This is a genomic window from Pseudomonas sp. Irchel s3f7 (genome assembly GCF_900187615.1).
Taxonomy (GTDB): domain Bacteria; phylum Pseudomonadota; class Gammaproteobacteria; order Pseudomonadales; family Pseudomonadaceae; genus Aquipseudomonas.
On the sequence record NZ_FYDO01000006.1, the window covers coordinates 1 to 20,925 of the forward strand.

The following is a 20,925-nucleotide window of genomic DNA, read 5'->3' on the forward strand; positions in this document are numbered from 1 at the left end:
GAGCCGATGCATTCCTTATCGGCGCATTAGGTGAAGGGGTGGGACGATGTCTCCCACGGTCTGTACTGGTCAGAGTCAGAAGCGAGGCTTTAGTCCCACCCACCCCTTCAAGTCTAAACATACAAGCGAGCTTGTTCGCGATGGCTGACTGACATTCAACACATACGTTGAATGAAAGACCGCTTTCGCGAGCAAGCCCGCTCCCACAGGGTTGTATGTTGAGTCTTCCAGACTTGCCTTACTGGGCTTTCAGGCCGTCAGCAGAAACCGCTTGGACGCCTTTGATTTTCTTGGTGATCGCCACGGCGGTGGATTTTTGCGCATCAGTGACCGCAACGGTGGACGACAGGGACACCACGCCTTTGTTGGTTTCAACTTTGATGTCGCTGCCTGGAATGCCTTTTTCGGTCATCAGGTCGGCTTTAACTTTGGTGGTGATCCAGGTATCGGAAGTGTCTTCCTTGATTTCGGTCACTTCACCGGCAGCCAGCACCATTGGCGACTGGGTAGCCTGGGTGGTTTGAGCAAAGGCAGTGTTGGCCAGGGTCAGGGTCAGCGCGGTAGCAGCAGCGGCAGTGATAGCGAACTTCTTCATACGAGTAACTCCTGTTTTTCGGAAAAGTCTGCCGGGTGTCATGTCAGCAGGGTTACCGGAGATATTGCGAACGGTGTGCCAACTTTCCACATCGATAAAAAATCATAAAAATCAAATACTTAACAAAACAGGCTTTTTTCAAAATCATGCAAAATGCATGACTCGCTCAAACACTGCATGCAAGTTGCGGCTTTGTGGAAAGTTCCTAAGCTCATGAATTTTTTGAGCTTTTCTTAATAAATGAGATGAGTTCTCGGCAGACAACATAACCTGCGATCACTCGCATTCCTGCAGGCGCGAGCTCGCTCGCGATGGACTCAAGATCGCCGCGTTTAACCCGTTCACGCGTTATCGTTAACGACCACCACAAGCAAGCTCACGCCCACAAAGGAAGTGCATCAGGTCGCAGAACCGATGCAACCCTTAGGCACATAATCCTGCGCAACCGTGCTCGCGCATGACCAACCGGTGGTGCCGTCCCGGGTCAGGGTAATGGTTTTGCCCTGAACCTGGCCGGGTGCGTTCTGCAGCGTGCAAACAATCGAACCGGCACCCGACGCGGCAACACCTGTCACCGTCAGCGCGCAGTTGCTGGTCGAGGTCCCGCCACCCGGCACCACATTAGCCGTCGCCGGCGTACCGCCCTGATTGATCACATCCTCGAACGGAACCTTCATCGCGGAAATTTCGGCCAGCCCGGCCGTGACTTTGGCCCGCGCCTGATACTTGGAATACATCGGCAAAGCAAAGGTCGCCAGGATCCCGATGATCGCCACGACGATCAGCAGCTCGATCAAGGTAAAACCTCTTTGGTCGTTCATAGAAAGCTCCGTGCATGAGTCGAAATCTCATGATCTGACGTAACGGAGCACAGGTTGTGCCAAGCCGCCGGTCCCGTGTTGGCGAGGAATGCGGCCCGCACAACGCTCTTTCCTACCCCCAGGATCCGCACTATCTGACGCTTTTTGTCACCTGACCGACGTGGGTTGGGCTTCATCGTTTGACTAGGCTATAAGTCTCGCGGGGCAGTGTTAAATCAACCGGGTCACCAAGGGCGGAACATGGCGGTCAAGGCAGCAAAAATCAGTGTGTACGCCTGGGAAGGTACGGACCGCAAAGGCACGAAAGTCACCGGCGAGCTCAACGGGCAGGCCCCCGCGCTGATCAAGGCGCAATTGCGCAAGCAAGGCATCACCCCGGGCAAGGTGCGCAAGAAAACGCCGTCGCTTTTCAGCATGGGCAAGCGCATCAACGCCCGGGACATTGCGCTGTTCACCCGGCAAATGGCGACGATGATGAAGGCCGGCGTGCCGTTGCTGCAGTCGTTCGACATCATCGCTGAAGGCTTCGATAACCCGGCCATGCGCAGCCTCGTGGACGATTTGAAACAAGACGTCGCGGCCGGAAATAGCTTCGCCGCTGCCCTGCGCAAGAAACCTCAATATTTCGATGATCTGTACTGCAACCTGGTGGACGCCGGTGAGCAGGCCGGCGCCCTGGACACCCTGCTGGAGCGCGTTGCGACCTACAAGGAAAAAAGCGAGAGCCTCAAGGCCAAGATCAAGAAAGCCATGACCTACCCGCAGGTGGTGGTGTTAGTTGCGGCCATTGTCACCGGGATTCTCCTGGTCAACGTGGTGCCGCAGTTCGAATCCGTATTCAAGGGCTTTGGCGCTGAACTGCCGGCGTTCACGGTGATGGTCATCGGCCTGTCGCAATTCATGCAGGCCTGGTGGTGGGCGGTGCTTGGCGGCTTGCTCAGTGCGGTCTTCGGTGTGCGCCACGCGGTCAAGACGTCCCGGGGCTTTCGCGAGCGAATGGACGCCTGGCAGCTGAAGCTGCCGCTGGTGGGCACCTTGATGTACAAGTCCGCCGTGGCCCGATTTGCCCGCACGTTGTCGACCACCTTCGCCGCTGGCGTGCCGTTGGTGGAGGCCTTGGGGTCCGTGGCCGGCGCGACCGGCAACATCGTGTTCAAGCGTGCCGTGCTGCGCATCAAACAAGACATTTCGACCGGCATGCAATTGAATTTCGCCATGCGCACAAGCGGTGTGTTTCCGAGCATGGCGATTCAAATGACCGCCATCGGTGAAGAGTCCGGCGCGCTGGACGCTATGCTCGACAAGGTCGCCGGGTTCTACGAGGACGAGGTCGACAACATGGTCGATAACCTCACCAGTCTGATGGAGCCATTCATCATGGTGGTCCTGGGTGTTATCGTCGGCGGACTGGTAGTTGCCATGTACCTGCCCATCTTCCAACTCGGCTCAGCGATCTGACATGCCCTTGAACGACATTCTAACGCTTCACCCGCAGGCCTTCGTCATCGTTGCCGGGCTGATCGGCCTGCTGCTCGGCAGTTTCCTCAATGTGGTGATCTGGCGCCTGCCGAAAATGCTCGAACGCGACTGGCGCATGCAAGCCCATGACATTCTCGGGCTGGCCGATGAACCATCGCTGCCGACCTACAACCTGATGCTGCCGCATTCTGAATGCCCGCACTGCGGACACCGGATCCGCGCTTGGGAAAACATTCCGCTGCTCAGTTTTCTGTTTCTGCGGGGACGCTGCTCGGCCTGCTCGGCACCGATCAGCAAACGCTATCCGCTGACTGAACTGGCCTGCGCCCTGTTATCGGCCTTCATCGCCTGGCATTTCGGGTTCGGATGGGCGGCTTGCATGGTGCTGGTCTTGACCTGGGGCTTGCTGGCGATGAGCCTGATTGATGCCGAACATCAGATACTGCCGGATGTTCTGGTACTGCCATTGATGTGGCTGGGGCTGATCGTCAACAGCTTTGGCCTGTTCGTGCCATTGCAAACCGCGCTATGGGGCGCAATCGCTGGCTATACGACGCTGTGGTCGATGTTCTGGCTGTTCAAGCTGATCACCGGCAAGGATGGCATGGGTCACGGCGATTTCAAGCTGTTGGCGATGCTGGGGGCCTGGGGAGGCTGGCAGATCCTGCCGATGACCATCCTGTTGTCCTCGCTGGTGGGGGCCATTCTGGGGTTGATCAGCCTGCGCCTTCGCAACGAAAAAACCTCGACGCCGATCCCTTTTGGCCCCTATCTGGCAATTGCCGGCTGGATTGCCTTGCTCTGGGGTGGTCAAATAACCGGCTTCTATTGGCAGTCTGTCGGTTTGAAATGAATACCCCTGTGGAAAAACCCTGGATTCTCGGTCTGACCGGCGGCATCGGCAGCGGCAAAAGCGCGGCCGCCCAACACTTCATCGACTTGGGCGTGCACGTGGTCGACGCCGATCATGCTGCCCGCTGGGTGGTGGAGCCGGGGCGTCCGGCACTGGTGCAAATTGCCGAACACTTTGGCCCCGGCGTGCTGCAAGCCGATGGGCAACTGGACCGCGCCGCACTGCGCAAGCTGATCTTTGAAGTGCCGGATGAACGCCTTTGGCTGGAAGCCTTGCTGCATCCGCTGATCGGCGAGGAGATTGCTCACCACCTGGCGCAGGCAAAATCACCGTATGCGATCCTGGTTTCGCCACTGCTGATCGAGTCCGGACAGTACGCCATGACGCAGCGAGTGCTGGTCATCGATGCTCCCGAACAGCTCCAGATCGAACGCACCCGTCAGCGTGACCAGACCAGTGAACAGCAAGTCCAGGCGATCCTCAAGGTGCAGTCCAGCCGTCAGGATCGCGTGAGCCATGCCGACGACGTCGTGGTCAATGACCGTGACCTCGCCTGGCTGCACAGCGAGGTCGAACGCCTGCATCACTTTTATCTTACTTTGCGTGGAGGCCAGTCATGAGCCAACCAACAACCGTCGAATGCCCGACCTGCGGCGCCCCTGTGGAATGGACTGCCGAAAGCAAATTCCGGCCCTTCTGCTCCGACCGTTGCAAACTGATCGACCTGGGCGCCTGGGCGTCGGAAGAACACAAAATCCCGGTGGCACCCGATGCCGAGGACGAAATGTTCAGCGGTGATTTCGACCCGCGTCACTGATCCATCGAGTGGGCGATCCCAGGCCTTGATGTCGATCAGGGCTTGGGATCGTCGTCGTTCCACGGCGCCGAGAGGTAGCGTGTGCGGTTGAACGTTTCAAGCCACTCAGGGCAAAACACCACCAGCGCACTGACGATCATGCCGTTGATAAACGCTTCGGGAAAAATGATCAGCCACAGGTAACCGACAAAATCTTCCAGCCAGTACGGCATGGCAAAACGCTCGTCGAACCACAGCAGCCAAAGCGCCAGCAGCAGGCACAGCAACGCCGATAGCGCGGCGGCAAAGAAACCGGAAACGAAGATATACACAAAGGGATTTCGCGGCTGTGCCCGCTCCACCAGGATCGCGCAACACTCGGTGACCAGCACCGGCAACGCAATCAGCAGCGCGCCATTGACCCCGACGGCCGCCAGGTCCTGACGCCCGAGCAGCACCAGCCCCATTTGTGCAACCAACCCGCCGACCAGCGCCAAGGGCCAGTCCAGCAGTAGCGTCACCGCTGTCATGCCGATGAAGTGGTAAGACACGCCGGTATCGAAGTCGCGCCGCACCAGCCACAACAGAAACAGCGCGAACACCGTTCCAAACAGCAGATGCTGACGCCGGCTGTCGGTGAACAATTCAACCCACGGTGCGCGACAGATCGCCCAGATCAACACCGGCACATAGATCAGCCAGCCGACCGCAAGGGTCTGCGATGACAGCAACTCTGCACCGATCATGGCTATGCGCGCCTCCTGAGCGAAAAACAACAGACCCTCAGTCTACACCGCCCCTCGCCTGCCCTTCGACTTCAAGCCCAGTGCGCGGATCGTTCATCGGGATCCATAAGCCTCCTTCGAACGGTGATTGTTACGTTTCATGTAAGGCTGCATCCGCCGTTCGCCCCTTTATCCGTGGGTGGCAAAGACTAAAATTCAAACATCGAAACCGACACGGAGCACGCCAACATGAAAACGTTGATCAGCCTGTTGCTGACAGTCATCGCCACCTCGGCCATGGCCGCCGACAACGCCCCTCTCGCGGGCCAGTACAACCCCGCGCAGCCACTGGACATCGCCAAGGTGGTTTCGGTGTCGGACACCGCAACCGCGTGCGGGGTTGTACCGGCGACCATGGAGTACGTCGATCATCAGGGCCAGACCCACCGCGTGACCTACAACGTCATCGGTGATTGCACCAGCAGCCTGTGATCAATGGCTCACAGCAAGGTCCACGTATAGCTGAGGATCAAGCGGTTCTCGTCGATATCACTGCGGTAGTTTGAGCGCGCCATCGCGTTGCGCACACGGATGCCAAGGCCTTTGAGGCTGCCGCTCTGCAACACATAGCCGACGTCCAGGTCACGCTCGCGATCCTTGCCTTCAAACCCCTTGCCAGTATCGACATTGTTGCCGCTGATGTAGCGCACTGTGCTGGTCAGCCCCGGTACGCCGAGCGCCGCGAAGTCGTAGTCGTAGCGCGCTTGCCAGGAGCGCTCATCGGTATAGGCGAACTCGTACGTCGGCACTTCATTGCCCAGCGGCGAGATGTTGGCGAATACCCGTGGAAACGCGCTGTCACCGAACATGCCCTGATAGCCGACGTAAAGCGTGTGGCCGCCACGCTTGGCCGACAGCAACGAGAAGAACGCCTGGTTGTCGATGTTGCCCAGCAGTTTTTTGCCGTCCTCTCGCGAGTCGTAGTAACCGAGGTTGGCGCCGAAGACCCAGTCGCCCACCGGCTCACTGTGCTTTAAACCGAGAAAACGCTGGTTGTAGATATCTTCCAATTGCCCGTACCAGGCGCTGACCGTGCTGCGTTTGTCGTTGAACGCATAATCAGCGCCGGCAAAATTGAAACCGTCACTGCTGACCTGACGCTGCGGCACATGACCCAGCATCGCTTGCATCTTTTCGTCGCCCGCCTCGTTGCGCAGGCTGGTTGAACTCAAATGACCACCTTGCAGCGTCAGGCCATTGATCTCGTTGGAGGTGATGCTTGCGCCCTGATAACTCGGTGGCAGCAGGCGAATATCGCTGAATGCCAACACCGGCAGATTGGGTTGCAGCTCACCGACTTTCAGCTCGGTTTTGGAGTAGCGCATCTTCAACGCGCCTTCCAGACGGCTGTAGTTGTCCGCCGCCCGGCCGTCGTCCTGCACCGGCAGCAAACCGGTATTGACCCGGTCCGGGCTGCTATCGAGCTTGAGGCCGAGCAGGCCGATGACGTCCACACCCAACCCGACGGCGCCCTGCGTGTACCCGGACTTCACGTTGAGAATGAAGCCTTGCGCCCACTCTTCTGCCTTCGATTGCTGGTTAGCGCCGACGATGTCGGAGTAGTCGCGACTGAAGTAATAATTGCGTGCCTGCAACGTCGCCGTGGTGTCTTCGATAAAGCCTTTTTCGGCCGCCATCGTGCCGGTGGAGAAACTCGAGACGACAGCCAGGGACAACGCTGAACCGGTTGTTGGGAGAATCTGTTTCATCGTTTTTCTCTTGTTGTTATTTTTCGACTGGTTGAAGGACTTCAGGTGCAGTGGATTTACGAGGGAGGACGGGACGACGGGCGCTCAAAAGCACATGGGTGACCATGCCGAAAATCAGCCCCCAGAATGCCGCAGACAAACCGAACAACGACATGCCCGACGCCGTGACCAGAAAGGTCACCAGCGCGGCTTCGCGATCGCTCGGCACCGCCATCGCGCCCGTCAACGCGCCAGCAATGGCGGCAAACAAGGCCAGCCCGGCCAGTGCCGCGATCAGCTCTTTGGGGAACGCTGAAAACAGCGAGACCAATGTGGCGCCGAAGATCCCCAGCAGCAGGTAACACAGCCCGCCGACGACCCCGGCCACGTAGCGTTTACGAGGATCTTCGTGGGCTTCGCGACCGGTGCAGATCGCCGCAGTGATCGCCGCCAGATTCAGTCCATGGCAACCAAACGGTGCCAACAGTGCCGTGCCCAGCGCGCTGCTGGCGATGATCGGGCTCGCCGGCGTTGGGTATCCGCTGGCACGCAGCACCGCCATACCGGGCACGAACTGACCGGTCAGCGCCACCATCACCAACGGCAAGGCGATGTTCAGGATCGCGCCCAGGCTGAACGCCGGCGTGATCCACACCGGTGTGGCCAGGCCGATCACCAGCGCCTCACGATGCAAATCACCGGAGATCGCGGCAATCGAGCACCCCACCAACAACACCATCATCACCGCATAACGCGGCATCACACGCTTGCAGATCAGGTACGTGGCAAACATCGCCAGGACCAGCATCGGCTTGTGCTGCATCGACACGAACAACCCGGTGCCGAAACTGAACAGGATCCCCGCCAGCATCGCCGCGGCGATGGCGGAGGGCAGCTTGCTGATGATCCGGTCGAAAGCGCCCGAGATGCCCACCACGAAAATGATCAGGCTGCTGACCAGATAAGCCCCCACCGCTTCTGCCATGGAGATGTCCGGCAATAGCGTCACCAACAACGCCGAGCCCGGCGCCGACCAGGCGATGATCACCGGAACGCGGTAGCGCAGGCTCAAACCGATACCGAGCACAGCGCTGCCAATGGAGATCGCCCAGATCCAGGACGACAACACTTCTCGCGAAAGATGTGCCGCTTCTGCCGCCTGAAAGATGATCACCAACGGACCGGCATAGGAAATCACCGTGGCAATGAATCCAGCCACGGCGGCTGACAACGAGAAGTCCTGGAAAAACGCTTTCATGATTTCAGGCACCGGTCGCTGAGAGAGCCGGGTTGACGCCAGCGGCGCTGCGTCGGCTGCTGATGGCGAACACGGTCATGGCCAGGGCCGCTACAGCACCGGGCAAGGCAAACGCCATGAAGTTCAGTTGCAGGGGCAAGCTGATCCCGAGCAGGGCACCACCCAGCAGCGGACCGACGATGGCCCCGTTGCGCCCGATGCCCGACGCCCAGCCCAGACCGGTAGAACGAATCGTCATCGAATAAAACTGCGCGGCGCAGGCGTACAAAAGAATCTGCGAGCCAATGGTGGTGGCACCCGCAATGGCGATCAGCAGGTACAACACCGGCATCGGGCTGTTGAAGCCCAACAGCGTGATCGACACCGCCGCCATGGCGAAAAACACCGCCAGCACTTTCGGCAGATTGAGTTTGTCGCCCAACACCCCGCCGCCGACCGCGCCGAAGATCGCACCGAAGTTCAACACCAGCAGGAACGACAGGCTCGAACCCAGGCTGTAACCGGCGTTGGCCATCAGTTTCGGCAACCAGGAACTCAGCGCGTACACCATCAACAGGCAGCAGAAAAACGCCAGCCACAGCATCAGCGTGCGCAGCGCGCGGCCTTCACGGAACAACTGCAACACCGGGGTGCCCGTACCTTTCACTTCGGCCATGTGCAATTGATCAGACGTTTGCGCGACGTAGGCCGGATCGATGCGCTGAAGAATGTTTCGCGCTTCTTCATTACGCCCCTGACGCAACATGAAGCCCACCGATTCGGGCAGGAAATACATGATCAGCGGCAACAACAGCAACGGCAGGACCGCCACGTAAAACACCGACTGCCAGCCGAAACTCGGGATCAGCACAATGCCCAGCCCGGCGGACAGCATGCCGCCCACCGAGTAACCGCTGAACATGATCGCGACCAGCGTGCTGCGGATTTTTTTCGGCGCGTACTCGTTCATCAGCGCCACCACGTTAGGCATCACGCCGCCAATGCCGAGCCCGGCAATGAAGCGACAGAGACCGAACTCCGTGGGGTTGCGGGCAAATCCGTTGAGCACCGTGAAACCACTGAAGAGCATCACGCAGATCGTGATGGCTTTCTTGCGGCCGATCCTGTCCGACAGCGGTCCGAAGAACAGCGCGCCGAACATCATGCCGAACAGTGCATAGCTGCCCAGTGCACCGGCTTGCAGAGGACTGAGCCCCCACTCTTTCATCAGCATCGGCAAAACCACGCCATAGATCACCAGATCGTAACCGTCGAAGATGATGATCAGGGCACACCAGAACAGCACCATCCAGTGAAAACGGTTGAAGCGAGCGTTGTCGATAACCTCATGTACGTCGATCTTGCGCATGGCATATATCTCTTGTTGTTGTTTTTTTAGAGCGTCGGTAACACGGCTTACGTCCGTACAGCCGAGGGTAGAGCCGCCCGACACGTGGCAATAGCCAGTGAGCGCAGATCACTATCCGTTTTGTGCAGAGCCCTGAAACGGGCATGGGAGCGGAAGGCTATGAGCCTCTGCGAGAAAATTGTCTTCTTTGCGATCACATTTGAACGCTAAGCTTGGGCCTATGGATGACTCAGATTATTTACGCCTGCTGACCATCGCGGCCGAGCAAGCCAACGCGTTCCTGTCCAATGCCCGCAAATGGGAGCGTGAGCGTTGGGTCTGCCAGCGCCTGTTGCAAGGCTTGAACATCCCCTACCGCGCCGACGAGTTCGCCCCTGCCGGGGAGCCGCCGGACGTGCTGTTTCGCGACGCCAACTTCGAAGTGTTCTTTGTGCTCGATGAAGGCCGGCGCCTCAACGATGAATGGCGCGACGAACTGCAACGTCGACGCAGCGCGTTTTCCCTGAGCCAATTGGTGCGCCGCGAGGCCAAGCCACGACGCATTCCCGCCAACGAGTTCCTGCTGCGACTGGCGCCGACCTTGCGCAAAAAAGCCCACAACTACAAAGAACGCGGCATGGACCTGGGCGAGCTGGACATCATCGCCTTCGCCAGCCTCAAGCGAGAGGTGCTGGACCTCAACAGCCACTTCCCTCCACCCACTGAATATCTGCGCCAGGGCTGGAGATCGTTGTCGCTAGTCGGCCCAACGTTCGCCCGCGTGCTGTTCGCCCACCCGGAGGCACCGGATTTCCTGCGCAGCAACTTGGGGCGCAGCATTGTGTTCGACGTCGGAATCAGCCTGTGAGCCCATTGCAGCAACTGATTGCCGACGTGCCGCAACAAGGGCGCGTGCGCTGGATTGGCGTACGCCCCCAATCACATACGCAGATGATTGAACTGGACGCCGTGGAAGCACGACTTGAAGCCGGCCTGACGGGCGATCACGCCCGCCCCGGCGTGCGTAATGCGCGGCAGGTGACACTCATTCAGTGGGAACATCTGGCCGTGATCAGTTCGCTGCTGGGCCGTGCCCAGGATCATCCGGTCGGGCCTGAAGATCTGCGGCGCAATCTCGTTATCAGTGGGATCAACCTGTTCAGCCTCAAGGGTCGGCGATTTCGCATCGGCCAGGCGATTTTCGAAACCACCGGTTGGTGCCAACCCTGCGCGCGCCTTGAAAACAACCTCGGCCCCGGCACCTTCCAGGCCGTGCGGGGGCATGGCGGAATCACCGCCCGGGTGTTACAAAGTGGCATCATTCGCCTGGACGATACAGTGAGCGTCGAGCCTGTTCCGGACAGCGGCTATGCTGCGTTCAACCCCGGGTAAAACCCCTGTAGCTTCTACACATTTAGCAACGTCTACTGACGAGGCCCAAATATGACCAGCCGCCTGAACCCCGACGACCAGAAACATGTCGAAGAGTACCTGCACTTGTCCCAGCACCAAGTCGAGCGCCGGCCTTTCCGGCCGTGGATGCTCCTTGTACTGGTCCTGGCAGTGACCATTGGTCTGGGCCTGTTGAGCCGACTTATCAGTTACCTGACGCTATGAGCTGCCTTGCGCTCGCTTGGGTAACGACAAAGATTTCCTTTAGCCTTGCGAGTTATCCCCATGTCCCATCGTATTGTTATTGTCGGCGGCGGCGCCGGCGGTCTGGAGTTGGCTACCCGCCTGGGTAAGACTCTGGGCAAGCGCGGCACGGCCAGCGTGATGCTGGTCGACGCGAACCTGACTCACATCTGGAAACCGTTGTTGCACGAAGTGGCGGCCGGTTCCCTGAACTCCTCCGAAGACGAACTCAACTATGTAGCCCAGGCGAAATGGAACCACTTCGAGTTCCAGCTGGGGCGCATGAGCGGGCTTGATCGTGCGAACAAGAAAATCCAGCTCGCCGCCACTTATGACGAAGCCGGTCTGGAATTGGTACCCGCACGTGAAGTGCCTTACGACTCGCTGGTGATTTCCGTCGGCAGCACCACCAATGATTTCGGCACTCAAGGTGCGGCGCAGCATTGCCTGTTCCTCGACACCCGCAAACAGGCCGAGCGCTTTCACCAACAACTGCTCAACCACTACCTGCGCGCCCATGCGGGGCAGACCGATACCGTCGAGCAGATCAGCGTAGCCATCGTCGGCGCCGGTGCCACCGGGGTCGAACTGGCCGCCGAACTGCACAACGCCGCTCACGAATTGGCGGCTTACGGTCTGGACCGAATCAAACCGGAAAACATGCACATCACCTTGATCGAAGCCGGCCCACGGGTATTACCCGCACTGCCGGAACGGATTGGTGGACCTGTGCATAAAACCCTGGAGAAGCTCGGGGTCAACGTCATGACCAATGCGGCGGTCAGTGAAGTCACGGCCGACAGCCTGATCACCGCCGATGGCAACGAGATCAAGGCCAGCCTGAAAGTCTGGGCAGCGGGGATTCGTGCACCGGGCTTCCTCAAGGACATCGATGGTCTGGAAACCAACCGCATCAATCAGCTGCAAGTGCTACCGACCCTGCAAACCACCCGCGACGAGAACATCTTCGCCTTCGGTGACTGCGCGGCCTGCCCGCAACCGGGCAGTGATCGCAACGTCCCGCCACGTGCTCAAGCGGCGCATCAGCAGGCTTCGTTGCTGGCCAAATCGCTGAAATTGCACATCGAAGGCAAAGCGCTGCCAGAGTACAAGTACACCGATTACGGCTCGCTGATCTCTCTGTCGCGTTTTTCGGCTGTGGGTAACTTGATGGGCAACCTCACCGGCAGCGTGATGCTCGAAGGCTGGCTGGCCCGGATGTTTTACGTGTCGCTGTACCGCATGCACCAGATGGCGCTGTACGGACCGTTCCGCACGGCGATGCTGATGCTGGGCAGCAAGATCGGGCGTGGCACCGAGCCACGCTTGAAACTGCACTAAGATCCGAGGGCCTCTTCGCTGGCAAGCCGGCTCCTACAGGACTGCATCGATCTTGTAGGAGTTGGCTTGCCAGCGAAGCTTCTCATGGGCGCCACAAAAAACCGGAACAAAAAAAATCCCCGTATCTTTCGATACGAGGATTTTTAATATGGTCGGGGTAAGGGGATTCGAACTCCTGACATCCTGCTCCCAAAGCAGGCGCGCTACCGGACTGCGCTATACCCCGGTAAAAAAAGGCGACCTTTCAAAAGTCGCCTTCTTCGATCAGCGCTTTTGGCCTCTGATCTTAAGATTCGATTCCAGCGTTGACTGGTTTCAAAAATGGTGGGTCGTGTGGGATTCGAACCTACGACCAATTGGTTAAAAGCCAACTGCTCTACCAACTGAGCTAACGACCCAAAAATGGTCGGGGTAAGGGGATTCGAACTCCTGACATCCTGCTCCCAAAGCAGGCGCGCTACCGGACTGCGCTATACCCCGGTTTGAAATTGGCTCCGTGACCAGGACTCGAACCTGGGACCCAATGATTAACAGTCATTTGCTCTACCGACTGAGCTATCACGGAACTACACATTTCAATTTACAACTTTGAAGCTTTACTGCGTTCTCTTCGACCCGTTCGCATCGCTGCGTTCGTGTGTCTGAGGCGCGCTATTCTACAATCTTCAGCACCTCTGTCAACCCCCTAAATTGCTTTCAAGTTAATGATTTGCAACTTATTTTGGATTCCTGCTTGGGGAGCGGAAACCCTGGCGGGTGACTTACTGCGGGGCGCACTTTACAAGCCTTTTCCTTTGAGTTCAACAGCCTAACGAAAAAAAGGCCTCGCAATGCGAGGCCTTTTCGATTTTCCCGCGGTTATGGATCAAACGAATACGATTTCGTCGTTCTCCACCACACCGTGAGCGGTATCGCCCGGCATGAACCGACCGGACAGAATCAACTGCGCCAGCGGGTTCTCGATCCAGCGCTGGATCGCTCGTTTGAGCGGCCGTGCGCCGTACACCGGGTCGTAACCGACCGCAATCAGCTTATCCATCGCCTCGGGGCTGAGATCAAGCTTCAGCTCCCGTTCGGTCAGACGGCTGCGCAGACGACCCAACTGGATCTCGGTGATGCCTGCGATCTGATCCCGCGCCAAAGGCTCGAAGATCACCACTTCGTCGACCCGGTTGATGAACTCCGGCCGGAAGTGGCTGGAAAGCGCATCCATCACCGCCGCACGCTGCGCATCACGATCACCGACCAGTTCCTGGATCTGTACCGACCCCAGGTTGGAGGTCATGACAATCACGGTGTTCTTGAAATCCACCGTGCGGCCATGGCTGTCGGTCAGGCGACCGTCTTCAAGTACTTGCAGCAGGATGTTGAACACATCCGGGTGCGCCTTCTCGACTTCGTCCATCAGGATCACCGAGTAAGGCTTGCGACGCACCGCCTCGGTCAGGTAACCGCCCTCTTCATAACCAACATATCCTGGTGGCGCGCCGATCAAGCGAGCCACGGAATGTTTCTCCATGAACTCGGACATGTCGATCCGCACCATCGCCTCTTCTGTATCAAAGAGGAATTCGGCCAGCGCCTTGCACAGCTCGGTTTTACCGACACCGGTCGGGCCGAGGAACATGAACGATCCGCTCGGCCGATTCGGGTCGGACAACCCGGCACGGGAACGCCGCACTGCGTTGGAAACGGCCACCACCGCTTCTTCCTGGCCGATCACACGTTGGTGCAACAGGCTTTCCATCTTCATCAGCTTGTCGCGCTCGCCTTCGAGCATCTTCGACACCGGAATACCGGTCCACTTCGACACGACTTCAGCGATCTCTTCTTCAGTCACCTTGCTGCGCAGCAACTGGTTCTCGCTTTTGCCGTGCTGGTCGACCATTTGCAGGCTGCGTTCCAAGTCCGGGATCACCCCGTACTGCAACTCGGCCATGCGGTTCAGGTCGCCTTTGCGGCGGGCGGATTCCAGTTCCTGACGGGACTGTTCGATCTTCTGCTGGATCTGCGCAGAGCCCTGAACCTCGGCTTTTTCCGAGTTCCAGATTTCTTCCAGATCCGAGTACTCACGCTCAAGCCGAGCGATTTCTTCCTGTAGTTTTTCCAGACGTTTCTTCGCCGCGTCGTCGCTTTCTTTCTTCAGCGCCTGGGATTCCACCTTCAGCTGAATCAGGCGACGTTCCAGACGGTCCAGCACTTCCGGCTTGGAATCGATCTCCATGCGGATGCGGCTGGCGGCCTCGTCGATCAGGTCGATGGCCTTGTCCGGCAACTGCCGGTCAGTGATGTAACGATGGCTGAGCTTGGCCGCCGCGATGATCGCACCGTCGGTGATCGCCACCTTGTGGTGAACCTCGTAGCGCTCTTTCAGGCCACGCAGGATCGCAATGGTGTCTTCTTCGCTCGGTTCGTCCACCAGTACTTTCTGGAAGCGCCGCTCAAGGGCCGCATCCTTCTCTATATATTGACGGTACTCGTTGAGCGTGGTCGCACCGACGCAATGCAACTCACCGCGCGCCAGGGCCGGTTTGAGCATGTTGCCTGCGTCCATCGAGCCTTCGCCTTTACCGGCGCCGACCATGGTGTGCAGTTCGTCGATGAACAGAATGATCTGCCCTTCCTGCTTCGACAGCTCATTGAGCAGGGATTTCAGGCGCTCTTCGAACTCACCGCGATATTTGGCACCGGCAATCAACGCCCCCATATCCAGGGACAGCAGGCGCTTGCCCTTCAAACCATCCGGCACTTCGCCATTGATGATGCGCTGGGCCAGGCCTTCGGCGATGGCGGTTTTACCCACGCCAGGCTCACCGATCAGCACCGGGTTGTTCTTGGTGCGGCGTTGCAGCACCTGGATTGTGCGGCGAATTTCGTCGTCACGGCCGATCACCGGATCAAGCTTGCCGTCTTCGGCGCGCTTGGTCAGGTCGACGGTGTACTTATCCAGCGCCTGACGCGACTCCTCATGGTTCGGGTCGTTGACGGCCTCGCCACCACGCAGGTTGTTGATCGCGTTTTCCAGGGCTTTCTTGCTCACGCCCTGGCCGAGCAACAGCTTGCCGAGCTTGCTGTTTTCGTCCATAGCGGCAAGCAGCACCAGCTCGCTGGAGATGAACTGGTCGCCTTTCTGCTGCGCCAGACGGTCGGCCTGATTCAGCAGGCGCGCCAGATCCTGCGACATGTTCACGTCACCGGTCGGGTTCTGGATTTTCGGTAGCTGGTCGAGCTCTTTGGTCAGCTCTTTACGCAGGCTGTTGATGTCGAAGCCCACCTGCATCAGCAGGGGCTTGATCGAACCGCCCTGCTGCTCGAGCAAAGCTTGCATCAAGTGCGCGGGCTCGATGGCCGGATGATCGAGGCCGACTGCCAGGGATTGGGCATCGGACAACGCTAACTGCAATTTGCTGGTTAAACGGTCTATACGCATGGGTCACCTTCCTTTTGAGCAGGCCGGACCTATAAAACGTCCTGAATGAAGAAACCTGCCAGATACCACAATAGATGAGGTCGATTCTGGGAGTTTCAAGCGTCGCGACGTTGATGCAGGTCAGGGAAGCTTAGTGGGCGAGCCAGATCAGGGAGGCGAACCGACCGGTGCGAGGGGCACGGCGGTAAGAAAAGAAACGCGGGTCGGTCACGGTGCAAAAACCGCCACCGAAGACAGCGGTGACGCCGCGAGCGACCAGACGCAGGCGTGCAAGCAGATAGATGTCAGCCATGAATTTGCCGGGGTTTTGACTCGGCACGAAGGCATCAGCCGCTTGCGGCAACTGCTGCACGAAGGTTTCGCGCACCTCAGGCCCCACTTCAAAAGCTTGCGGGCCGATAGCAGGGCCAAGCCAGACCAATACTTCGGCAGGTGGTACCGCCAGGCTGTCGAGGGTAGCTTCCAGTACACCCGCCGCCAGCCCACGCCAACCGGCATGGGCTGCTGCGACGCGAGTGCCGGCACGGTCACAAAACAACGCTGGCAGACAATCAGCCGTCATCGCCGTGCAGGCGATACCGGGTGTCGACGTCCAGCTGGCATCGGCCGTGACCACCCGGCTTGGGTCCGCATGGGCCACGACAGTGCCGTGGACCTGCTGCAGCCAGGCCGGTTGAATGGAGAAATGCTCGGTAAGACGACGGCGGTTTTCGGCGACAGCTTCGGGGCTGTCGTCGACATGATCGCCGAGATTGAGGCTGTCGAACGGCGCCAGACTGACGCCGCCCGCACGGGTGGTGACGCAGGCTTTGACCCCGGCCGGCGCGGGCCAGTCAGGAATCAGCCAGTCATTCATCCGATGAACGCCTCACGGTCTTGCTTGAGCAGGGTCAGCAACCAGACGAAATCTTCCGGCAACGGCGATTCCCAGCTCATGCGCACACCGGTCGTCGGATGATCCAGTTCCAGGAAACGCGCATGCAGCGCCTGACGCGGGAAGCTTTTCAGCGACTCGACCATGGTCGGGTTGGCGGCTGGCGGAATGCGGAAACGGCCGCCGTAGGCAGGATCTCCGACCAACGGGAAGTTGATGTGCGCCATGTGCACGCGAATCTGGTGCGTACGACCGGTTTCCAGCTTCACCCGCACGTGAGTGTGGGAGCGGAAACGCTCGAGCACACGGTAATGGCTGACGGCTTGCTTGCCACCTTCCATCACCGCCATGCGCTGGCGCTGCTGGCCGTGGCGACCGATCGGTGCATTGATCTTGCCACCGGCCGTCACCACACCAATCACGATGCACTCATAGATGCGGCTGACGCTACGGCTCTGCAACTGTGTAACCAGCTGCGTCTGCGCTTGAATGGTCTTGGCCACTACCATCAGACCGGTGGTGTCCTTGTCCAGACGATGCACGATACCGGCGCGGGGCACATTAATGATGTCCGGCACGTGGTGCAGCAAGGCGTTGAGCAGCGTGCCGTCGGCATGACCGGCAGCCGGATGCACCACCAGGCCCGCAGGCTTGTTGATCACCAGGATGTCGTCGTCTTCATAGACGATATCCAGGGCAATGTCTTGAGCGACCCATTCACCTTGAGCTTCCTGCTCGGCAGTCAACTCAAGGATGGCGCCGCCATGGACGATGTCTCGCGGGCGGATAACCGCCCCATCCACAGTCAGGCGGCCGTCTTTGATCCAGGCGGAAAGGCGCGAGCGCGAGTGCTCAGCGAATAATTGTGCGGCGACTTGATCGAGGCGTTGGCCGCCCAATTCGGACGGCACCTCTGCGCGAAGTTCAATTTTATCGGACATGCTCAGACTAGGCGTCGGCACAGCCTTTGGTTTCGGCTGCGCGCTTGTGGTTAAATACGGCGTCTTTTGCCCCGAGGCTATTCAACGGGGCGCTCATCATAACAGGACGGCCACGCCCAAGACAGCGGCCGTCATAGGGACGCAAGCCGCCATGCAAGTGAAACACCTGCTGCTGATCGCCATCCTCGCATTGACCGCTGCTTGCTCATCGAAGGAAGTCGTAGACGAAAACCTCAGTGAAGTGGAGCTGTACCAGCAGGCTCAAGCCGACCTGGACAATAGCAGCTACACCAGCGCCATCGCCAAGCTGAAGGCTCTGGAATCGCGTTATCCGTTCGGTCGCTATGCCGATCAGGCGCAACTCGAGCTCATCTACGCCAACTACAAGAACACCGAGCCAGAGGCTGCAAAGTCTGCTGCGGAGCGTTTCATTCGTTTGCACCCACAGCATCCGAACGTCGATTACGCTTACTACCTCAAGGGTCTGACTTCTTTCGATCAGGACGTCGGCCTGCTGGCGCGTTTCCTGCCGCTGGACATGACCAAGCGTGACCCGGGCGCCGCCCGCGACTCTTATAACGAGTTCGCCCAGCTGACCAGCCGCTTCCCGAACAGCCGCTACGCACCGGATGCCAAGCAGCGCATGATCTATCTGCGCAACCTGCTGGCCGCCTACGAAATTCACGTGGCCGACTACTACCTGACCCGTCAGGCTTATGTCGCCGCTGCGAACCGCGGTCGTTACGTGGTGGAAAACTTCCAGGAAACCCCTGCGGTCGGCGACGGCCTGGCAGTGATGACCGAGTCCTACATGCGCCTTCACCTGGATGAACTGGCCGCCACCAGCCTGGAAACCCTGAAGCTCAACTACCCGAACCACCCAAGTCTGGTAGATGGTCAGTTCGTACCGTCGGTGGCCGAAGCCGACAACCGTTCGTGGCTGAGCAAGGCGACCCTGGGTGTGATCGAGTCCCGTCCGCCGCTGCCACCAGGCGAAACCCGCGCCAACCAGGACGTGCAGCGGCAGTTCCAGGCCGCCAAGGACGCAATCCCTAGCGAGCTCAAGCCTAAAGACGCCGAAGGCGACGTGATCGAAGAAGAAAATCACGAGGCGGAAGGCAACAACGACGACCGTTCCTGGTTCAGCTACATGACCTTCGGTGTGTTCGACTGACACCTGGGTTGCATAAAAAGGGAGACTTTCGAGTCTCCCTTTTTTATTTCAGCGTTTTATTACGCTGTGCGCCTGCGAGGTCCTTGGCTAAACTGCCAACTCATCATTCAAAAAGCAGCTCACCATGCTTCGTCTATTGTTCTGGATTGCCCTGATTGCCGCAGCAGTATGGTTCTGGCGCAAGTTCAAGGGTCAGTCCTCTGCCCCAAAATCTCCTGGCGAGCGAGAAGCCGCGCCGATGGTCCGTTGCGCCCATTGCGGTGTACATCTGCCCCGCGACCGTGCCCTGAATCTGGAACAACAATGGTATTGCAGCCAGGCTCATCTTGAGCAAGGCCCAGGCTCCAGTGACCGCTGAGACAATCAGTCCCGGCGACAAACAGGCCAAGCGACTGCTGCGCCTCTATCATCTGTACCGTTTGACCATTGGCATCATCCTGGTGCTGATTTCCAGCGACATGGACAACCCACTGCTGACGTCTGCCAACGACGCTTTATTGCGCAGTGGCAGTTGGTTGTATCTGGCCCTGAATATTTTGCTGGTGGTGTTTCCCGGAAACACACGACGCCCCGGGCAAATGTTCAGTCTGGCGCTGATCGACGTTCTACTGCTCAGCGGCCTGTTCTACGCCGCCGGCGGTGTCGCCAGCGCCATTGGCAATCTCCTGATCGTCTCGGTGGCCATCAGCAATACCCTGTTGCGAAGGCGTCTCGGCCTGTTGATTGCCGCTGTCGGTGCTTTGGGCATTGGCGGTTTCAGCGTACTCCTGAGCCTCGATCATTCCGCCAGCGCCAATGATTACCTGCAAGTGGGTACGCTCGGCACCCTGTGCTTTGCAGCGGCATTGCTGGTGCAAGGCCTGACACGGCGCGTTGAAGTCAGCGAAACCCTGGCGCAACAGCGGGCCAGCGAAGTGGTCGGCCTCGAAACCCTCAATACCCTGATCCTGCAACGCATGCGCACCGGCATCCTGGTGCTCGACGAACGTCGATACGTGCAACTGGCCAACCACGGCGCCCTGAACCTGCTTGGTTGCGGCACCCTCGACGGCCGATCGATCGACGACTGCGCTCCAGCCCTGGTCGAGCGCCTGCAACGGTGGCTCGACAATCCGGTTCGTCGCCCCCAGAGCCTTAAAATCGAACGCACCGGCCTGGAGTTGCAACCGAACTTCATAGCGCTAGACCAAAGCCCACAACACCAGACGCTGGTCTTCCTCGAAGACCTTGCCCACATCGCACAGCAGGCCCAGCAATTGAAGCTCGCAGGCCTGGGCCGTTTGACCGCCAGCATCTCCCATGAAATCCGCAATCCGCTGGGCGCCATCAGTCATGCCGCACAACTGTTGCGCGAATCAGAGGAACTGAACGCTGCCGATCGCCGTCTGACGCAGATTATTCAAGATCACTCCCAGCGCATGAATCGTGTCATCGAAAACGTCCTGCAATTGTCCCGCCGCGAACAAACCGTGCCGCAACGGCTCGACCTGAAACCGTGGCTGGAGCACTTCGTGGCGCAGGCCCGCGAAGTAACAAGCCAGAACCAGCACATTCATCTGAACATCGGCGCCGGGGATTTCAAAACCCTGATGGACCCGAACCAGTTGAGCCAGATCCTCGATAACCTGTTGCGTAATGCCTGGCGCCACAGCAGCCAGGAGCAAGCGCAGGTTCGGCTTGATCTGTTCATCGACCGCGACAGCCAACTACCGACCCTCGACATCCTCGACAACGGCCCCGGAGTTGCCCCGGAGTTGCAAACGCATCTGTTTGAACCGTTTTTCACCACCAGCCCGCAAGGCACAGGCCTGGGGTTGTATCTGTCCCGTGAGCTGTGCGAAAGCAATCAGGCCCGCCTGGACTTCAAGCCACACCAAGAGGGCGGCTGCTTTCGCATCACCTTTGCTCACGGACGGAAACAAAGTTGA

At 58.9% G+C, this 20,925-nt stretch carries 21 protein-coding genes and 4 tRNA genes; 12 read left to right on the top strand and 13 right to left on the bottom strand.

The annotated features are described in order from the left end of the window. Positions 1-238 precede the first annotated feature (238 nt). Entirely contained in the window at positions 239-595 is a 357-nt protein-coding gene (locus CKW19_RS06440; protein WP_095057139.1) for a BON domain-containing protein, read from the bottom strand. 398 nt (positions 596-993) lie between these two features. Further along, on the bottom strand, positions 994-1,416 hold the full coding sequence (locus CKW19_RS06445; protein WP_095057140.1) for a pilin: 423 nt from the start codon (positions 1,414-1,416) through the stop codon (positions 994-996). 240 nt (positions 1,417-1,656) lie between these two features. Here CKW19_RS06445 and CKW19_RS06450 point away from each other — a divergent pair, with 240 nt between their 5' ends. Genes CKW19_RS06450 through yacG form a run of 4 tightly spaced genes read left to right on the top strand, consistent with a single transcriptional unit; the run spans position 1,657 to position 4,565 of the window. After that, positions 1,657-2,874 (top strand): type II secretion system F family protein, encoded by a 1,218-nt coding sequence (locus CKW19_RS06450; RefSeq protein WP_095057141.1) that lies wholly within the window; start codon positions 1,657-1,659, stop codon positions 2,872-2,874. 1 nt (position 2,875) lies between these two features. Next, positions 2,876-3,748 (top strand): A24 family peptidase, encoded by an 873-nt coding sequence (locus CKW19_RS06455; RefSeq protein WP_095057142.1) that lies wholly within the window; start codon positions 2,876-2,878, stop codon positions 3,746-3,748. Beyond that, positions 3,745-4,368 carry a dephospho-CoA kinase gene (coaE, locus tag CKW19_RS06460; protein WP_095057143.1) on the top strand — a complete coding sequence of 208 codons (624 nt, stop codon included), beginning with the start codon at positions 3,745-3,747 and terminating at the stop codon, positions 4,366-4,368. Before CKW19_RS06455 ends, coaE begins: the two co-directional genes overlap by 4 nt. Continuing rightward, a complete protein-coding gene (gene yacG / locus CKW19_RS06465) occupies positions 4,365-4,565 on the top strand; it encodes a DNA gyrase inhibitor YacG (RefSeq protein ID WP_007970539.1) in 201 nt (66 codons plus the stop codon). Before coaE ends, yacG begins: the two co-directional genes overlap by 4 nt. A gap of 35 nt (positions 4,566-4,600) precedes the next feature. Here yacG and CKW19_RS06470 read toward each other — a convergent pair whose 3' ends face one another. After that, positions 4,601-5,290, bottom strand: a complete 690-nt coding sequence (locus tag CKW19_RS06470) for an energy-coupling factor ABC transporter permease (protein WP_095057144.1) — start codon at positions 5,288-5,290, stop codon at positions 4,601-4,603. 228 nt (positions 5,291-5,518) lie between these two features. Here CKW19_RS06470 and CKW19_RS06475 point away from each other — a divergent pair, with 228 nt between their 5' ends. Further along, entirely contained in the window at positions 5,519-5,761 is a 243-nt protein-coding gene (locus CKW19_RS06475) for a DUF2790 domain-containing protein (protein WP_095057145.1), read from the top strand. A gap of 8 nt (positions 5,762-5,769) precedes the next feature. Here the strand turns inward: CKW19_RS06475 and CKW19_RS06480 are convergent, their stop codons facing one another. The 3 genes from CKW19_RS06480 to CKW19_RS06490 are packed head-to-tail and all read right to left on the bottom strand — an operon-like array spanning position 5,770 to position 9,623. Beyond that, positions 5,770-7,038: an OprD family porin gene (locus tag CKW19_RS06480; RefSeq protein ID WP_095057146.1), complete on the bottom strand. Its 1,269-nt coding sequence runs from the start codon at positions 7,036-7,038 to the stop codon at positions 5,770-5,772. A 16-nt stretch (positions 7,039-7,054) separates the two neighbouring features. Continuing rightward, positions 7,055-8,275, bottom strand: a complete 1,221-nt coding sequence (locus tag CKW19_RS06485; RefSeq protein WP_095057147.1) for a benzoate/H(+) symporter BenE family transporter — start codon at positions 8,273-8,275, stop codon at positions 7,055-7,057. A gap of 4 nt (positions 8,276-8,279) precedes the next feature. After that, positions 8,280-9,623, bottom strand: coding sequence for an aromatic acid/H+ symport family MFS transporter (locus CKW19_RS06490; RefSeq protein ID WP_095057148.1), 1,344 nt, complete (start codon positions 9,621-9,623; stop codon positions 8,280-8,282). A 220-nt stretch (positions 9,624-9,843) separates the two neighbouring features. On the opposite strand from CKW19_RS06490, the gene CKW19_RS06495 reads away from it, so the two are divergent. From CKW19_RS06495 to CKW19_RS06510, 4 genes are read left to right on the top strand one after another with little or no spacing between them, the layout of a single operon-like run. After that, complete coding sequence (locus tag CKW19_RS06495; protein ID WP_095057149.1) at positions 9,844-10,470, top strand: DUF1780 domain-containing protein; 627 nt, start codon at positions 9,844-9,846, stop codon at positions 10,468-10,470. Beyond that, the gene (locus CKW19_RS06500) at positions 10,467-10,994 is read left to right on the top strand and encodes an MOSC domain-containing protein (protein ID WP_095057150.1); all 528 of its coding nucleotides are present in this window, start codon (positions 10,467-10,469) and stop codon (positions 10,992-10,994) included. The genes CKW19_RS06495 and CKW19_RS06500 overlap by 4 nt, the downstream gene beginning before the upstream one ends. Before the next feature lie 51 nt (positions 10,995-11,045). After that, entirely contained in the window at positions 11,046-11,219 is a 174-nt protein-coding gene (locus CKW19_RS06505) for a DUF3094 domain-containing protein (protein ID WP_085718464.1), read from the top strand. A 60-nt stretch (positions 11,220-11,279) separates the two neighbouring features. Then, the gene (locus CKW19_RS06510; RefSeq protein ID WP_095057151.1) at positions 11,280-12,578 is read left to right on the top strand and encodes an NAD(P)/FAD-dependent oxidoreductase; all 1,299 of its coding nucleotides are present in this window, start codon (positions 11,280-11,282) and stop codon (positions 12,576-12,578) included. A 149-nt stretch (positions 12,579-12,727) separates the two neighbouring features. Here the strand turns inward: CKW19_RS06510 and CKW19_RS06515 are convergent. From CKW19_RS06515 to rluD, 7 genes are all read right to left on the bottom strand, one after another. Continuing rightward, a tRNA-Pro gene (locus CKW19_RS06515) sits at positions 12,728-12,804 on the bottom strand. A 96-nt stretch (positions 12,805-12,900) separates the two neighbouring features. Then, a tRNA-Lys gene (locus tag CKW19_RS06520) sits at positions 12,901-12,976 on the bottom strand. Positions 12,977-12,981: 5 nt separating this feature from the next. Next, positions 12,982-13,058: transfer RNA gene (locus CKW19_RS06525), tRNA-Pro, on the bottom strand. A gap of 9 nt (positions 13,059-13,067) precedes the next feature. Further along, positions 13,068-13,143, bottom strand: a tRNA-Asn gene (locus tag CKW19_RS06530). 300 nt (positions 13,144-13,443) lie between these two features. Beyond that, positions 13,444-16,008 carry an ATP-dependent chaperone ClpB gene (gene clpB / locus CKW19_RS06535; RefSeq protein ID WP_095057152.1) on the bottom strand — a complete coding sequence of 855 codons (2,565 nt, stop codon included), beginning with the start codon at positions 16,006-16,008 and terminating at the stop codon, positions 13,444-13,446. Positions 16,009-16,138: 130 nt separating this feature from the next. Beyond that, the gene (gene pgeF / locus CKW19_RS06540) at positions 16,139-16,864 is read right to left on the bottom strand and encodes a peptidoglycan editing factor PgeF (protein ID WP_095057153.1); all 726 of its coding nucleotides are present in this window, start codon (positions 16,862-16,864) and stop codon (positions 16,139-16,141) included. Beyond that, positions 16,861-17,823, bottom strand: a complete 963-nt coding sequence (gene rluD, locus CKW19_RS06545; protein ID WP_095057154.1) for a 23S rRNA pseudouridine(1911/1915/1917) synthase RluD — start codon at positions 17,821-17,823, stop codon at positions 16,861-16,863. Before rluD ends, pgeF begins: the two co-directional genes overlap by 4 nt. A 151-nt stretch (positions 17,824-17,974) precedes the next feature. Between rluD and CKW19_RS06550 the strand changes: the two genes are divergently transcribed. From CKW19_RS06550 to CKW19_RS06560, 3 genes are all read left to right on the top strand, one after another. Then, positions 17,975-18,997: an outer membrane protein assembly factor BamD gene (locus CKW19_RS06550; protein WP_095057155.1), complete on the top strand. Its 1,023-nt coding sequence runs from the start codon at positions 17,975-17,977 to the stop codon at positions 18,995-18,997. Between the two features lie 124 nt (positions 18,998-19,121). Continuing rightward, positions 19,122-19,355 (top strand): PP0621 family protein, encoded by a 234-nt coding sequence (locus tag CKW19_RS06555; protein WP_082344551.1) that lies wholly within the window; start codon positions 19,122-19,124, stop codon positions 19,353-19,355. Next, on the top strand, positions 19,345-20,925 hold the full coding sequence (locus tag CKW19_RS06560; RefSeq protein ID WP_095057156.1) for a PAS domain-containing sensor histidine kinase: 1,581 nt from the start codon (positions 19,345-19,347) through the stop codon (positions 20,923-20,925). Before CKW19_RS06555 ends, CKW19_RS06560 begins: the two co-directional genes overlap by 11 nt.

Bases quoted from the DNA above. Each gene is read 5' to 3' on its own strand.
- CKW19_RS06440 (WP_095057139.1), bottom strand. From the start codon at position 595: ATGAAGAAGTTCGCTATCACTGCCGCTGCTGCTACCGCGCTGACCCTG.
- CKW19_RS06445 (WP_095057140.1), bottom strand. From the start codon at position 1,416: ATGAACGACCAAAGAGGTTTTACCTTGATCGAGCTGCTGATCGTCGTG.
- CKW19_RS06450 (WP_095057141.1), top strand. From the start codon at position 1,657: ATGGCGGTCAAGGCAGCAAAAATCAGTGTGTACGCCTGGGAAGGTACG.
- CKW19_RS06455 (WP_095057142.1), top strand. From the start codon at position 2,876: ATGCCCTTGAACGACATTCTAACGCTTCACCCGCAGGCCTTCGTCATC.
- coaE (WP_095057143.1), top strand. From the start codon at position 3,745: ATGAATACCCCTGTGGAAAAACCCTGGATTCTCGGTCTGACCGGCGGC.
- yacG (WP_007970539.1), top strand. From the start codon at position 4,365: ATGAGCCAACCAACAACCGTCGAATGCCCGACCTGCGGCGCCCCTGTG.
- CKW19_RS06470 (WP_095057144.1), bottom strand. From the start codon at position 5,290: ATGATCGGTGCAGAGTTGCTGTCATCGCAGACCCTTGCGGTCGGCTGG.
- CKW19_RS06475 (WP_095057145.1), top strand. From the start codon at position 5,519: ATGAAAACGTTGATCAGCCTGTTGCTGACAGTCATCGCCACCTCGGCC.
- CKW19_RS06480 (WP_095057146.1), bottom strand. From the start codon at position 7,038: ATGAAACAGATTCTCCCAACAACCGGTTCAGCGTTGTCCCTGGCTGTC.
- CKW19_RS06485 (WP_095057147.1), bottom strand. From the start codon at position 8,275: ATGAAAGCGTTTTTCCAGGACTTCTCGTTGTCAGCCGCCGTGGCTGGA.
- CKW19_RS06490 (WP_095057148.1), bottom strand. From the start codon at position 9,623: ATGCGCAAGATCGACGTACATGAGGTTATCGACAACGCTCGCTTCAAC.
- CKW19_RS06495 (WP_095057149.1), top strand. From the start codon at position 9,844: ATGGATGACTCAGATTATTTACGCCTGCTGACCATCGCGGCCGAGCAA.
- CKW19_RS06505 (WP_085718464.1), top strand. From the start codon at position 11,046: ATGACCAGCCGCCTGAACCCCGACGACCAGAAACATGTCGAAGAGTAC.
- CKW19_RS06510 (WP_095057151.1), top strand. From the start codon at position 11,280: ATGTCCCATCGTATTGTTATTGTCGGCGGCGGCGCCGGCGGTCTGGAG.
- clpB (WP_095057152.1), bottom strand. From the start codon at position 16,008: ATGCGTATAGACCGTTTAACCAGCAAATTGCAGTTAGCGTTGTCCGAT.
- pgeF (WP_095057153.1), bottom strand. From the start codon at position 16,864: ATGAATGACTGGCTGATTCCTGACTGGCCCGCGCCGGCCGGGGTCAAA.
- rluD (WP_095057154.1), bottom strand. From the start codon at position 17,823: ATGTCCGATAAAATTGAACTTCGCGCAGAGGTGCCGTCCGAATTGGGC.
- CKW19_RS06550 (WP_095057155.1), top strand. From the start codon at position 17,975: ATGCAAGTGAAACACCTGCTGCTGATCGCCATCCTCGCATTGACCGCT.
- CKW19_RS06555 (WP_082344551.1), top strand. From the start codon at position 19,122: ATGCTTCGTCTATTGTTCTGGATTGCCCTGATTGCCGCAGCAGTATGG.